This window comes from Pseudomonas yamanorum (assembly GCF_013386765.1).
In the GTDB taxonomy this organism is placed as follows: Bacteria; Pseudomonadota; Gammaproteobacteria; order Pseudomonadales; family Pseudomonadaceae; genus Aquipseudomonas; species Aquipseudomonas yamanorum_A.
The window spans coordinates 28,103-41,272 of sequence record NZ_JACARE010000036.1 but is presented as its reverse complement, the minus strand read 5'-3'; the positions used below and the strand labels follow the sequence as shown (position 1 = coordinate 41,272).

General features: G+C 62.8%; 12 protein-coding genes. 9 read left to right on the top strand and 3 right to left on the bottom strand.

The annotated features are described in order from the left end of the window. Nucleotides 1–356: 356 nt before the first annotated feature. Together HX875_RS25165 and HX875_RS25160 are read right to left on the bottom strand one after the other, a co-directional pair. The gene (locus HX875_RS25165) at nucleotides 357–842 is read right to left on the bottom strand and encodes a GFA family protein (RefSeq protein WP_177046746.1); all 486 of its coding nucleotides are present in this window, start codon (nucleotides 840–842) and stop codon (nucleotides 357–359) included. A 34-nt stretch (nucleotides 843–876) separates the two neighbouring features. Next, nucleotides 877–1,788 (bottom strand): LysR family transcriptional regulator, encoded by a 912-nt coding sequence (locus HX875_RS25160; protein ID WP_177046744.1) that lies wholly within the window; start codon nucleotides 1,786–1,788, stop codon nucleotides 877–879. A gap of 263 nt (nucleotides 1,789–2,051) precedes the next feature. On the opposite strand from HX875_RS25160, the gene HX875_RS25155 reads away from it, so the two are divergent. The 8 genes from HX875_RS25155 (at nucleotide 2,052) to dctM (ending at nucleotide 10,784) form a co-directional block, all read left to right on the top strand. Further along, nucleotides 2,052–2,870, top strand: a complete 819-nt coding sequence (locus tag HX875_RS25155; protein WP_177046742.1) for an FAS1-like dehydratase domain-containing protein — start codon at nucleotides 2,052–2,054, stop codon at nucleotides 2,868–2,870. A 31-nt stretch (nucleotides 2,871–2,901) separates the two neighbouring features. Beyond that, the gene (locus tag HX875_RS25150; RefSeq protein WP_177046740.1) at nucleotides 2,902–4,065 is read left to right on the top strand and encodes an acyl-CoA dehydrogenase family protein; all 1,164 of its coding nucleotides are present in this window, start codon (nucleotides 2,902–2,904) and stop codon (nucleotides 4,063–4,065) included. A gap of 10 nt (nucleotides 4,066–4,075) precedes the next feature. Further along, entirely contained in the window at nucleotides 4,076–5,425 is a 1,350-nt protein-coding gene (locus HX875_RS25145; protein ID WP_177046738.1) for an MmgE/PrpD family protein, read from the top strand. Between the two features lie 9 nt (nucleotides 5,426–5,434). Continuing rightward, nucleotides 5,435–6,631, top strand: coding sequence for a CaiB/BaiF CoA transferase family protein (locus HX875_RS25140; protein ID WP_177046736.1), 1,197 nt, complete (start codon nucleotides 5,435–5,437; stop codon nucleotides 6,629–6,631). Nucleotides 6,632–6,645: 14 nt separating this feature from the next. Continuing rightward, entirely contained in the window at nucleotides 6,646–7,461 is an 816-nt protein-coding gene (locus HX875_RS25135) for an HpcH/HpaI aldolase/citrate lyase family protein (RefSeq protein ID WP_177046734.1), read from the top strand. Nucleotides 7,462–7,713: 252 nt separating this feature from the next. Continuing rightward, nucleotides 7,714–8,697, top strand: a complete 984-nt coding sequence (locus tag HX875_RS25130) for a TRAP transporter substrate-binding protein (RefSeq protein ID WP_167664734.1) — start codon at nucleotides 7,714–7,716, stop codon at nucleotides 8,695–8,697. A gap of 174 nt (nucleotides 8,698–8,871) precedes the next feature. Further along, complete coding sequence (locus HX875_RS25125; protein ID WP_177046732.1) at nucleotides 8,872–9,504, top strand: TRAP transporter small permease; 633 nt, start codon at nucleotides 8,872–8,874, stop codon at nucleotides 9,502–9,504. Next, nucleotides 9,504–10,784 carry a C4-dicarboxylate TRAP transporter large permease protein DctM gene (gene dctM, locus HX875_RS25120; RefSeq protein ID WP_010169752.1) on the top strand — a complete coding sequence of 427 codons (1,281 nt, stop codon included), beginning with the start codon at nucleotides 9,504–9,506 and terminating at the stop codon, nucleotides 10,782–10,784. Before HX875_RS25125 ends, dctM begins: the two co-directional genes overlap by 1 nt. A gap of 137 nt (nucleotides 10,785–10,921) precedes the next feature. On the opposite strand, the gene ampC is transcribed toward dctM, so the two are convergent. Beyond that, the gene (gene ampC, locus HX875_RS25115) at nucleotides 10,922–12,073 is read right to left on the bottom strand and encodes a class C beta-lactamase (protein WP_177046731.1); all 1,152 of its coding nucleotides are present in this window, start codon (nucleotides 12,071–12,073) and stop codon (nucleotides 10,922–10,924) included. Between the two features lie 132 nt (nucleotides 12,074–12,205). Here ampC and HX875_RS25110 point away from each other — a divergent pair, with 132 nt between their 5' ends. Next, complete coding sequence (locus HX875_RS25110) at nucleotides 12,206–13,081, top strand: LysR family transcriptional regulator (protein WP_177046729.1); 876 nt, start codon at nucleotides 12,206–12,208, stop codon at nucleotides 13,079–13,081. Nucleotides 13,082–13,170: the final 89 nt, after the last annotated feature.

Below are 13,170 nucleotides of genomic sequence, written 5' to 3'. Positions count from 1 at the left end.
CGCTTTAGATTTTGATGTTGCCTTTGCTTCACCACACTCAAGCCGGCCTGTAGGCCGCTGTGCTCTGGCTTTTGATCTTGATTTTGATCTTAGGCGCCCCGTTAAACCACGCTGGCCGAACGCAGGTAGTACGGAGCGGGTAAACCGGCAGGACGCCGGTTTAGCCGCGACGGGGCAGGGACGCCACGTCGCGGCGGCCCGCTTCGTGCTGCCGGAGCTGAGGGCACACCGAGCCTAAGCGAGGTGCCGAGTGGTGGGGCAAGAGCGTTTTGCTTACTTTTGCGCTTTTCAAAAGTGAGCCGCTGTAAGAGCGGAACCAATAGTGGCCGTTACCCGAATAACGGATATGCCCCCAATCAACCCAGCCCCAACCGCTCATGCCACTCGGCAATCGACTCCTCAGGATACTCATCAAACTGCAGATCCCCCGCCCGAACACTCACCTCAACCCAGGGCGCCTTCGACCCCAGCATCAAATGCGTATGCTCCGGCGCCACCGGCAATGGCGTATCAATCGCCGAAGCAAACGGATGAATCAACGCCGGCCACTGCGGACTGAACAACCACAACCCCGACCCACACTGCGAACAAAAATGCCGCTCAGCCGTACTCGCATGCGCCCGGCTATCAGCAGGCCCCTTCATCCGCGCATGATAAATCGAAATCAACTTGCGCCCCCGCACCTTCAGGCTTTTAGCGTCGCCCCCAAGGTTGATCGCATACCCGCCACCCCCCTGAGTCTTGCGGCAAATCGAGCAATAACACCGCTGATAGGGATACGGATGCGCACTCTCAAGACTGAACGTAACCGAGCCGCAATGGCAGGAACCTTCAAGCTGCATGACCAGATCTCCTTCGCAAAAGATGAACCTTAGCTTAGGCGCCCGGCAGCCGAGGCGGTTCCATCTCCGGCATCAAGGTCGCGATCAACGCACGAATGGTCCCCGGCAACGCCTCCAACTCCCGCACCAGGATACTGCGCTCGCGCACCGCCCAGACCTCATCCAGCCTGACCGTCACCAACTGCATGGTCCGGCTGTGCCGCACCGCCGCCGACTCGGGAATGATCCCGATCCCGACGCCAGCCTCGACCATCCGGCAGATCGCCTCGAAGCTCGACATCTGGATGCGCAACGACAAATGCTTGCCCAACCGCTCCACGTGCTCGCGCAGGAAACTCAGCAACGTGCTGCCGTCATGCAGGCCGATATGTTGATAGGCCAGGGTTTGCTCCAGGGTCACCGAAGGCAGGCCTGCCAGGGGATGCCCCACCGGCACCGTCAGCACCAGGTGGTCGGTGCTGAAGTGCAGCACCTGCAAACCCGAGGCTTCCACCGGGCCGGCGATGATGCCCATGTCACTGGTGCCGTCCAGCACACCCCGCACGATGTCACGGGACAACCGCTCCTGCAGGTCCACGGTCACGCCAGGCCGCTGGGACAGGAAGCCGGCCAGCACTTCGGGGAGAAACTCGGTCACCGCCGTGGTGTTGGCAAAGATGCGGATGTGCCCGGCCGAATCGATGCCGTATTGGGTGAACTCGCTTTTCAGGTAATCCACCTGGCGCATGATCAGCCGCGCGTGGTGCAGCAGCCGTTCGCCCGCCGGGGTGATTTCCACGCCGCGGCTGTCGCGGTACAGCAGGCGGGTGTCGAGTTGGCCTTCCAGGGCCTTGATCCGCGCGCTGGCGGCGGCGGGCGAGAGGAACGCGCGCTTGGCGCCCTGGGTCAGGCTGGGGGATTCGGCGATATGGATAAACAGGCGTAAGTCCGCCAGATCAAAGTGCATGGAAGGCTCCGGGGCAGCGACGAAGAACCCATGTGGGAGCTGGCTTGCCTGCGATAGCGGTGGGCGAGCCAAAGCAGTGTTGACTGACAGGGCGCTATCGCAGGCAAGCCAGCTCCCACATTGATCATCCGCGTTCTTGAGATCTTTTTATGGGCGATGGCGTTCAGCATAGCCGAACGCTGCTTTATTGAAATGCAAATTCTCAGAACGGCTACGCCCTTGCATGATCCGGCTCAGATTCCCTGCCCGAGGACATGCACCTGATGAGCGCCACAGACTGGATCGGCCGTAGCGAAACAGCCCACGACCACTTGAGCCACAACCTGCTCAAACGCATCGCCGCCACCTTTGGCGAAGACGTACCGGCGGACGGCGAAGCGGTGCCGCCCCTGTGGCAATGGTGCTTTTTCCAGGACCCGCTGCCGGAATCCGCCCTGGGCGGTGACGGCCATCCGGCCCGTGGCGGCTTCCTGCCGCCGGCGGATAACCGCAACCGCATGTGGGCCGGCGGGCGCATCGAGTTCTTCCACGCCTTGCGGGCCGGTGAGTCCGCCACCCGCGTCTCGACCATCACCCAGGTTGAAGAAAAAACCGGTCGCACCGGCTCGCTGTTGTTCGTCACCGTGCGCCACGACTATTCCCAGGACGGCCGCCTGGCCCTGCGCGAAGAACAGGACATCGTCTACCGCGAACCCACGCCGCCCAAGCAGGGCAGTGGTGACGTGCTTCCCGACGGTGCCTGGCGCGAAGCGGTGGACCCGACGCCCACCCTGTTGTTTCGCTATAGCGCCGTGACCTTCAACGGCCATCGCATCCACTACGACTACCCCTACGTCACCGGCACCGAAGGTTACTCGGGGCTGGTGGTGCACGGTCCGCTGATCGCCACCCTTAGCCTGCGCGCCTTTTGCCGCGCAAACCCCGAGGCCACGTTGCGCCGTTTCTCCTATCGCGGCGTGCGCCCATTGATTGCCCCGCAACCCTTTGAAGTCGGCGGGCGCATCACCGCGCCGGGCGTGGCTGAACTCTGGGCAGGCAACGCGGACGGCCTGGCCCAGCGCGCCGAACTGCATTTCGAATAAACCTCCAAGAACAACAGGCGGAGAGCCGTTAATGAACCCCAATGACAACGAAGAACTGAATGCCATCCGCGAAGGTGTGCGCGCACTCTGCGCCGAATTCGACGCCGCTTACTGGCGCAGGATTGACGAAGAAAAAGGCTTCCCCGAAGCCTTCGTCAAGGCCCTGACCGACGCCGGCTGGCTGTCGGCGATGATCCCCGAAGAATACGGCGGCTCGGGCCTGGGGTTGGCAGAAGCCTCGGTGATTCTTGAGGAAGTGAACCGTTGCGGCGGTAATTCCGGCACCGTCCACGGCCAGATGTACAACATGTTCACTCTGCTGCGCCACGGCAGCGAAGCGCAGAAAAGCTTCTACCTGCCCAAGCTCGCCAGCGGCGAACTGCGCCTGCAATCGATGGCCGTGACCGAGCCCACCACCGGCACCGACACCACCAAGATCAAGACCACCGCCATCAAGCGTGGCGACAAGTACGTGATCAACGGCCAGAAAGTGTGGATCTCGCGAGTACAGCATTCCGACCTGATGATCCTGCTGGCCCGCACCACGCCGCTGGCCGAGGTGAAGAAAAAGTCCGAAGGCATGTCGATCTTCCTGGTGGACCTGCGGGACGCGATCGGCAACGGCCTCACCGTGCAGCCCATCGCCAACATGGTCAACCACGAGACCAATGAGCTGTTCTTCGACAACCTGGAGTTGCCCCTCGACAGCCTGATTGGCGAGGAGGGCAAGGGCTTCCGCTACATCCTCGACGGCCTCAACGCCGAGCGCACCCTGATTGCCGCCGAGTGCATTGGCGACGGTCGCTGGTTTATCGAGAAAGCCAGCGCCTATGCCCGCGACCGCGTGGTGTTTGGCCGGCCTATCGGGCAGAACCAGGGCGTGCAGTTCCCGATTGCCGAAGCGCATATCGAGATCGAAGCGGCCGACCTGATGCGCTGGCGTGCCTGTGAGGAATACGACAGCGGCGCCAACGCCGGGGCCAGCGCGAACATGGCCAAGTACCTGGCAGCCAAGGCGTCCTGGGAAGCGGCCAACGCCTGCCTGCAAACCCACGGCGGCTTCGGCTTTGCCTGTGAATACGACGTGGAGCGCAAGTTCCGCGAGACCCGCCTGTACCAGGTCGCGCCGATCTCCACCAATCTGATCCTGTCCTATGTGGCCGAGCATCTGCTCGAACTGCCACGCAGCTTCTGAGGAACCGACCATGAGCCATACCCAAGCGCTGTGCCGGTTCCTCGCCGAGTTGAAGTACGAACAATTGCCGGACGAGGTACTCGCCCGCACCGAAGACCTGTTCCTCGACTGGCTCGCCTCGGCGCTGGCCAGCAAGGGCGCGCATCCTATCCCGCTGTTCGAACGTTATGCCCGTACGATGGGCCCGGCCAATGGTCCGGCGCAGATCATCGTCAGCGGCGGCAGCAGCAGTGCGTATTTTGCCGCGCTGGTGAACGGCGCGTCGTCGCACCTGGTGGAGCAGGATGACCTGCACAACAGCTCGGTATTGCACCCGGCGACCGTGGTGTTTCCGGCGGCCTTCGCCGCGGCGCAAGACCTCGGCAAGTCCGGTCGCGAGTTGCTGCTGGCCTCGGTGGCCGGTTACGAAGCCGGGATTCGCATCGGCGAATTCATGGGCCGTTCCCACTACCGCATCTTCCATACCACGGCCACCGTCGGCACCCTCGCGGCGGCTGTCGCGGTGGGCAAGTTACTCGACTTCAACGAAGAGCAATTCATCAACCTGCTGGGCAGTGCCGGTACTCAGGCGGCCGGCCTGTGGGAGTTCCTGCGGGATGCCGCCGACTCCAAGCAACTGCACACCGCCAAGGCGGCGGCCGATGGTCTGTTGGCCGCTTATTTGACGGCCGACGGGCTGACCGGTGCGCGCAATATTCTGGAAGGCGACCAGGGCATGGCCGCCGGCATGTCCACCGACGCGGCCCCGGGCAAGCTGTCGGATCGCCTCGGCAGCCGCTGGGCGCTGCTGGAAACCTCGTTCAAGTTCCACGCCTCATGCCGCCACACCCATCCGGCCGCCGATGCGCTGCTGGACCTGATGCAACGTGAAGGCCTCAGCCATGACCAGATCACCCATGTGGAAACCCGCGTTCACCAGGGCGCCATCGACGTATTGGGCCGGGTGACGCTGCCGCAGACGGTGCATCAGGCCAAGTTTTCCATGGGCACCGTGCTGGGTTTGATTGCCGTGCATGGCAAGGCCGGGCTGACGGAATTTCATGAGCTGGCACTCAACGACGGGGCCGTGGCGGCGTTTCGCGACAAGGTCAGCATGACCCTCGATCCCGAGGTCGACGGTGCCTATCCCCAGCGCTGGCTGGGTCGGGTGATCGTGACCACGACTGATGGCCGCACCGTTCACGGCGCCATCGACGAACCCAAGGGCGATCCCGGCAACACCCTGAACCGTGCCGAACTGGCCGACAAGTTCCAGCGCCTGACCCAGTTCAGCGGCGCCCGCACACCCGCGCAAACCGCCGGGCTGATCGACAAGGTCTGGGATCTGCGCAACGTCGCCTCCCTGGCTCACTGGCTTTAAGGAGCTGCCATGACTGCTAATCAACGACCGCTGGACGGCATCACTGTCGTCAGCCTGGAACACGCGATTGCCGCGCCGTTCTGCACCCGCCAGCTGGCCGACCTGGGCGCGCGCGTGATCAAGATCGAACGCCCGGGCGCCGGCGACTTTGCCCGTGGCTACGATGAGCGCGTGCGCGGCCTGGCCTCGCATTTCGTGTGGACCAACCGCTCCAAGGAAAGCCTGACCCTGGACCTCAAGCACGCTGATGCCGGGGACATCCTGGAAGCCCTGCTGGGCGACGCCGACGTGCTGGTGCAGAACCTGGCGCCGGGCGCCGCCGCACGCATGGGCCTGTCATTCGAGGCGCTGCATGAGCGCTTCCCGCGGCTGATCGTCTGCGACATCTCCGGCTACGGCGAGGGTGGCCCGTATGAGAAGAAAAAGGCCTATGACCTGCTGATCCAGAGCGAGGGCGGCTTTCTCTCGGTCACCGGTGGCCCGGGTGAAGACCAGATGGCCAAGGCCGGCTGCTCCATCGCCGACATCTCCGCCGGGATGTACGCCTACAGCGGCATCCTCTCGGCGCTGTTGCTGCGGGGCAAGACCGGGCTGGGCAGCCGCATTGACGTCAGCATGCTGGAAAGCCTGGTGGAGTGGATGGGCTACCCGATGTACTACGCCTTCGACGGCGCACCCCAGCCACCGCGCGCAGGTGCCGCGCATTCGACGATCTACCCTTACGGGCCGTTTCCCACCGGTGACGGCGGCACGGTGATGCTCGGTTTGCAGAACGAGCGCGAATGGGCGGCGTTCTGCGACAAAGTGCTGCTCACCCCGGAGTTGGCCACTGACGAGCGTTTCTCGGCCAACTTCAAGCGTTCGGAAAACCGCGAGGTGCTGCGCCAGATCATCGTCGACAGCTTTGCGCAGATAAGCGCCGAGGGCGTGATCCAGCGCCTGGAGGACGCGCAAATCGCCAGTGCCCGAGTCAACGATATGCAAGGCGTGTGGGACCACCCGCAGCTCAAGGCTCGCGACAGCTGGCGCGAAGTCGACAGCCCGGCGGGCAAATTGCCGTCGTTGCTGCCACCGGCGCGCAATGCCGCGTTTACCCCAAGGATGGACGCGGTGCCGGGGCTGGGACAGCACAGCCAGGGGATTCTCGACCAACTGGGTTACTCCGCTGAAGCCATCGACAGCCTGCGTGCACGCGGCGTTATCTGATAAGGAATTGAACGATGCCAACCTCTCTTGTGCGCTCTGCGCTGTTTGTACCGGGTAGCCGACCGGAGCGGTTTGCCAAGGCCCTGGCCAGTGGCGCCGATGCGGTGATTGTGGACTTTGAAGACGCGGTGGAAGAGCCGCTCAAGCGCCAGGCCCGGGACAACCTCGGGGTATTTTTGCAGGCGACGCCGGCAGCGCGGGTGTGGGTGCGGATCAACGCGCCGGAGCATCCCGAGCACTTTGCCGATGTGGCGTTCTGTCAGGCCCACGCCGGGGTCGCGGGGGTGTTGCTGCCCAAGGTTGAAAGCGCGGCCCAGGTGGCCGTGGTTGCGGCAACGGGCAAGGCCATCTGGCCGATCATCGAGAGTGCGCGGGGCTTGCTGGCGGTGGCGGAAATCGCTCATGCGCCGGCGGTGGAGCGCCTGTCATTCGGCGGCCTGGACCTGGCGCTGGACCTGAACCTGAGCAGCAATTCCCCGGCCGCCCAGTTTGCCCTGGACCAGGCCCGCCTGGCCTTGATCGTGCATTCCCGCGCCGCCGGGCTGGTGGCGCCGCTGGACGGTGTGCACCCGGCCATCGATGACCCCGAAGGCCTGCGCCGCTCGATTCGGCATGCCTATGAAATGGGTTTTGCCGGCGCGCTGTGCATCCATCCCAAGCAAGTGGCGGTGATTCATCAGGCGTTGGCCCCCAGCGCCGAGGATCTGGCGTGGGCCAAGCGGGTGGTGGAGGCCGGTGCCCATGGGGCAGGGGCGTACCAGTTGGACGGGCAGATGGTCGATGCACCGGTGTTGCTGCGGGCTCAAAGATTATTGGCTGCGCAACCGTAAACATGTGGGAACGGGCTTGTGTGGGAGCCGGGCTTGCCCGCGATGGGATCAATGGGGTTTGTCTGAAGCACCGAGGTGCCTGCATCGCAGGCAAGCCAGCTCCCACACAAGCCAGCTCCTACAGTTGATCTCGGTTGTCAGCCAGGTCGGCGTTCGGCCACGCCGAACGCAGGTATCTAAAATTCGAAATTCTCTATACGCGTGACATCAGGCACCTTGCCCCCATAACACAACAATAAGAAGGTGATTTCCATGCTCAAGCTTTCTCGGGCGCTGTTCTGCGCCGCCACCTTGTTTGCCGCGGGCCTGGCCCAGGCGGCCGACCCCATCGTGATCAAGTTCGCCCACGTCGTCGCAGAAAACACCCCGAAGGGCCAGGGCGCGTTGCTGTTCAAGAAGCTCGCTGAAGAGCGCCTGCCTGGCCGGGTGAAAGTCGAGGTGTACCCCAACTCCTCGCTGTTCGGCGACGGCAAGGAAATGGAAGCGCTGTTGCTGGGAGACGTGCAGATGCTGGCGCCGTCCCTGGCCAAGTTTGAGCAATACACCAAGCAAGTTCAGATCTACGACCTGCCGTTCCTGTTCAACGACCTGGCGGCGGTCGACCGCTTCCAGGCCGCCCAGGGCAAGGCGCTGCTGACCTCGATGCAAGACAAGAACATCCTCGGCCTGGCCTATTGGCACAATGGCCTCAAGCAATTGTCGTCGAACAAGGCACTGCGTGAGCCCAAGGATGCCCGTGGCCTGAAGTTCCGCGTGCAGGCCTCAAGCGTGCTGGAAGAGCAGTTCAAGGCGATCCGCGCCAACCCGCGCAAGATGAGCTTTGCCGAGGTGTACCAGGGCTTGCAGACCGGCACCGTCAACGGCACCGAGAACACCTGGTCGAACTATGAAAGCCAGAAGGTCAACGAAGTGCAGAAGTACTTCACCGAATCCAACCATGGCCTGATCGACTACATGGTGATCACCAACGCCAAGTTCTGGAACGGCCTGCCGCCGGACGTGCGCACCACCCTGGACCAGATCATGGTCGAAGTCACCGTCGAGGTGAACAAACAGGCCGAAGCGCTGAACCAGTCGGCCAAGCAGAAGATCATCGACGCCAAGACCAGCGAAATCATCGAACTGACCCCCGAGCAGCGCCAGCTGTGGCGCGAAGCCATGCGCCCGGTGTGGCAGAAGTTTGAAGGTGAAATCGGGGCGGACCTGATCAAGGCCGCCGACGCGTCGAACCAGTAACCGATCGCTGACACAGCCCGACTCCTGTGGGAGCGGGCTTGCCCGCGATGGCATCACCTCGGTGTTCCTGAAAGACCGAGTCGCCCGCATCGCAGGCAAGCCAGCTCCCACATTGATCCGGTTTCGTCAGTGACTTGTCGTGAATATCCCCGTCCAGTTTCGCGAGGTTTTGCCATGCAAACGCTAAGGCGCATCTGGGAGCACCTGGAGGAAGGCTTTATCGCCATCCTGCTGGCCGCCATGACCCTGGTGACTTTTGTCTACGTCATGCTCAACAACATCTATACCCTGTTCTTTGCCCTCGCTGATAAGTGGGCGTGGAGCAGCGGCTTCTTCAACGCCCTGGGTGACCACACCATGGGCTGGGCCCAGGACATGACCTGGAGCGTGGCGCTGACCAAAGCCATGTTCGGCTGGCTGATTTTCTTCGGTATCTCCTATGGCGTGCGCACCGCCGGCCACCTTGGCGTGGACGCCCTGGTCAAGCTGACGCCGCGCCGGGTCCAGCGCCTGCTGGGCATGCTGGCCTGCCTGTGCTGCCTCGCGTACGCAGGGCTGTTCATGGTCGCCAGCTACAAGTGGCTGAGTGCGGTGATGACCGCCAGCATCGGCGCCGAAGACCTCGACAAGTTCGGCATCGATGTCAGCGACATCGTGGTGATCGTGCCCATCGGTTTTGCCCTGGTGTTCATCCGCTACCTGGAAATTTTCTATCGCATCTTCACCCACCGCCAAACCGGGCTGGGCCTGGCCGACGAAGCCGGTGAAGCCAGCAAGTTGGCCGGCAGCCATGAGGAGCGTCACTGATGGCCGTTCTGTGTCTGTTTTTGCTGCTGTTCGTGTTCATGTTCCTCGGCGTGCCCATCGCGATTTCCCTGGGCTTGTCGGGCGCGGTGTCGATCCTGATGTTCAGCCCGGACTCGGTGAGCTCCCTGGCGATCAAGCTGTTTGAAACCTCGGACGCCTATACCTTCCTGGCGATTCCGTTCTTCCTGTTGTCGGGTGCGTTCATGACCACCGGCGGCGTGGCGCAACGGTTGATCGACTTTGCCAACGCGTGCGTCGGGCACATCCGCGGCGGCCTGGCGATTGCGGCGGTGTTGGCGTGCATGCTGTTTGCCGCGCTGTCGGGTTCATCGCCGGCGACGGTGGCCGCAGTGGGTTCGATTGCCGTGGCGGGCATGGTGCGCTCGGGCTACCCGAAGGAATTCGGCGCCGGGATCATCTGCAACGCCGGTACCCTGGGCATCCTGATTCCGCCGTCGATTGTGATGGTGGTGTATTCGGCGGCCACCGAAACCTCGGTGGGCAAGCTGTTCATGGCCGGGGTGATCCCGGGCCTGTTGCTGGGCCTGATGCTGATGGTCGCGATCTACATCGTCGCGCGCATCAAGAAGCTGCCGGCCCAGCCACGGGCGACCTTCCGCGAGTGGCTGACCTGCGCCCGCCGGGCGTTCTGGGGCTTGCTGCTGCTGGTGATCATCCTGGGCGGCATCTACAGCGGCATGTTCACCCCGACGGAAGCGGCGGCGGTGGCGGCGGTGTATTCGGCGTTTGTCGCGCTGTTCGTCTACAAGGACATGAAGATCAAGGACTGCCCCAAAGTCCTGCTGGAGTCCGGGCGCCTGGCGATCATGCTGATGTTTATCATCGCCAACGCCATGCTCTTCGCCCACGTGCTGACCACTGAGCAGATCCCCCAGGAAATCACCGCGTGGGTGATCTCCGAAGGCCTGACGCCGATTGGCTTCCTGATCATGGTCAACGTGGTGCTGCTGGTGGCGGGCAGCTTTATGGAGCCGTCGGCCATCGTGTTGATCCTGGCGCCGATCTTCTTCCCGATCGCGATGAAGCTGGGGATCGACCCGATTCACCTGGGGATCGTGATGGTGGTCAACATGGAGATTGGCCTGGTGCACCCGCCGGTGGGGTTGAACCTGTTTGTGACCTCGGCGGTGACCGGGCTGACACTGGGCCAGACCATCCGCGCGGCGTTGCCGTGGCTGATGATCCTGCTGGTGTTCCTGATCATGGTGACCTACCTGCCGTTCATCTCGCTGGCCTTGCCGCACTGGTTGGGGATGTAAATCCAACTTAAAGCACACCACAAAACAATGTGGGAGCCGGGCTTGCCCGCGATGGCGGTGTATCAGTTAGCACACGTGCTGGCTGACACACCGCCATCGCGGGCAAGCCCGCTCCCACATTTGATGTGTGCAGGGTTTTATTTATCCATCGCACTCAGGATCGCATGGGCCGCTTTCACCCGTTCGGCGTTCGGGTAGTTCTTGTTCGCCAGGATCACCACCCCCAGGCTTTTGCTCGGCACGTACGCCACGTAGGCGCCAAAGCCACCGGTGGCGCCAGTCTTGTTCACCAGCGTGTCGGCATGGGGCGCTTGTGGTGGTGTCAGCCAGTTGACCTTGTGGGGCTGGAAGGCCATTTGGGCTGAGTTGCCTGCAGTCAGGGCGTCCAGGGTGATCGGGTAGGGGTACATCTCCCAGCCGAGGCCCTGGGTCATGCCATCCACCGTGTAATAACCGGTGTGCGTCGCGGCAATCGCCTGTTGCAGCGGCTTTTCCAGTTTGGCCGGGTGCATGTTCACTTCAACGTAGTGAATCAGGTCCGAGGTGCTGGTCTTGATGCCGTAGGCCTCGGCGTCCAGGGCGCCCGGGCCGACGCGCACCGGTTTGCCGGCCTTGTCGTAACCCTGGGCGTACAGGTTCATCTGCGCCTTTGGCACGGTGATGAAGGTGTGCTTGAGGCCGAGTTTGGGCAGCAGCGTTTGCTCCATCAGCCGGTCAAACGGCTGGCCCAGGCTTTGGGCGGCGAGGTGGCCGAACAGGCCGATGCTCGGGTTGGAGTACAGGCGTTGGGTGCCGGGAGCGAAGTCCGGTTTCCAGTGCTGGTAGTAGCTGATCATCTTGCTGGCGTTATCGGACTCATCCGGGAATTGCAGTGGCAGGCCACCGGCGGTATAGGTGCCGAGATTGAGCAGGCTGATGTGGTCAAACTTGTCGCCACGCAACGCCGGCAGGTACTGGCTGGCCGGGTCCGAGAGTTTCAGCTTGCCGTTCGCCAGGGCAACGCCTGCGAGGGTGGCGGTGAAGGTCTTGCTCACCGAGCCGATTTCAAACAGGGTGTTTTCGGTGACCGGTTGCTGGCTGTCCTTGTTTGCGACGCCGTAGTTAAAGTATTGCGCCTTGCCGTTCTGGATCACCGCTACCGACAGGCCGGCAATGTCTTGCTGCTGCATCAGCGGTTCGATGGTTCCGTCCACGACCTGGCGCAGGTCTGCGGCCGCCATGCAGTTGCCCGCGCCGAGCAATAAGGCGAGTATGGCGACTCTTGGTGCTTTTGAAGAACGTTCGTACATGATGATCCGGCTTCCATAAGGTGATGTGTTGATGACCAATACCTGCGCGGGCGCCGCAAATTTAGGCAGATTGTGCGGCTACGACAAACGATGATATCTCGCAGCAGTCATTAGAAAATTTAGGGTCAGGTTATGCTCCGTTCCCATTTGCCCCTCAACGCGCTGCGGGCTTTCGAAGCTTCTGCGCGGCATTTGAGTTTTACCCGGGCCGCGATTGAGCTGTGCGTCACCCAGGCGGCGGTCAGTCACCAGGTGAAAAGCCTGGAGGCGCAGCTCAATGTCACGCTGTTCAAACGCTTGCCCCGGGGCCTGATGCTCACCAGCGAAGGCGAAACCTTGCTGCCGGTGCTGCGTGAATCCTTTGACCGGATTGCGCAAACCTTAGGCCAGTTTGAAGCCGGGCATTACCGCGAAGTGTTGACGGTAGGCGCGGTGGGCACCTTTGCGGTGGGCTGGTTGTTGCCCAGGCTGGCGGACTTCCAGGCGCGCTACCCGTTTATCGACTTGCGATTGTCCACCAACAACAACCGGGTCGATGTGGCCGCCGAGGGGCTGGATTACGCGATCCGTTTTGGCGCTGGAGCGTGGCATGGCACCGAGGCGTGCCAGTTGCTCGAAGCGCCGCTGACAGTGCTGTGCGTGCCGCAGATTGCCCGCCAGTTGCAGGCCCCGGCGGACCTGTTGAAGCACACCTTGCTGCGCTCTTACCGCGCGGATGAGTGGACGCAATGGTTCCAGGCTGCCGGGCTGCCGGCTGACACGCTGGTGCCCCGCAGCATTGTGTTTGATTCATCCCTGGCAATGATGGAAGCCGCGCTGCAAGGTGCAGGTGTGGCGTTGGCCCCGGCGATGATGTTCAGCCGGCAGCTGGCGACGGATGTGATTCGCCAGCCGTTCGAGGTGGGCATTACCACCGGCAGTTACTGGTTGACGCGCTTGCAGTCGCGGGCCGAGACACCGGCGATGGCGGCGTTCAAGGCGTGGTTGCGCGAAATGGCTGTGAATTAGGTCCTGCGACCTGTGGTGAGGGAGTTCGCTGTGGTGAGGGAGCTTGCTGTGGTGAGGGGGCTTGCTGTGGTGAGGGAGCTTGCTGTGGC

Bases quoted from the DNA above. Each gene is read 5' to 3' on its own strand.
- HX875_RS25165 (WP_177046746.1), bottom strand. From the start codon at position 842: ATGCAGCTTGAAGGTTCCTGCCATTGCGGCTCGGTTACGTTCAGTCTT.
- HX875_RS25160 (WP_177046744.1), bottom strand. From the start codon at position 1,788: ATGCACTTTGATCTGGCGGACTTACGCCTGTTTATCCATATCGCCGAA.
- HX875_RS25155 (WP_177046742.1), top strand. From the start codon at position 2,052: ATGAGCGCCACAGACTGGATCGGCCGTAGCGAAACAGCCCACGACCAC.
- HX875_RS25150 (WP_177046740.1), top strand. From the start codon at position 2,902: ATGAACCCCAATGACAACGAAGAACTGAATGCCATCCGCGAAGGTGTG.
- HX875_RS25145 (WP_177046738.1), top strand. From the start codon at position 4,076: ATGAGCCATACCCAAGCGCTGTGCCGGTTCCTCGCCGAGTTGAAGTAC.
- HX875_RS25140 (WP_177046736.1), top strand. From the start codon at position 5,435: ATGACTGCTAATCAACGACCGCTGGACGGCATCACTGTCGTCAGCCTG.
- HX875_RS25135 (WP_177046734.1), top strand. From the start codon at position 6,646: ATGCCAACCTCTCTTGTGCGCTCTGCGCTGTTTGTACCGGGTAGCCGA.
- HX875_RS25130 (WP_167664734.1), top strand. From the start codon at position 7,714: ATGCTCAAGCTTTCTCGGGCGCTGTTCTGCGCCGCCACCTTGTTTGCC.
- HX875_RS25125 (WP_177046732.1), top strand. From the start codon at position 8,872: ATGCAAACGCTAAGGCGCATCTGGGAGCACCTGGAGGAAGGCTTTATC.
- dctM (WP_010169752.1), top strand. From the start codon at position 9,504: ATGGCCGTTCTGTGTCTGTTTTTGCTGCTGTTCGTGTTCATGTTCCTC.
- ampC (WP_177046731.1), bottom strand. From the start codon at position 12,073: ATGTACGAACGTTCTTCAAAAGCACCAAGAGTCGCCATACTCGCCTTA.
- HX875_RS25110 (WP_177046729.1), top strand. From the start codon at position 12,206: ATGCTCCGTTCCCATTTGCCCCTCAACGCGCTGCGGGCTTTCGAAGCT.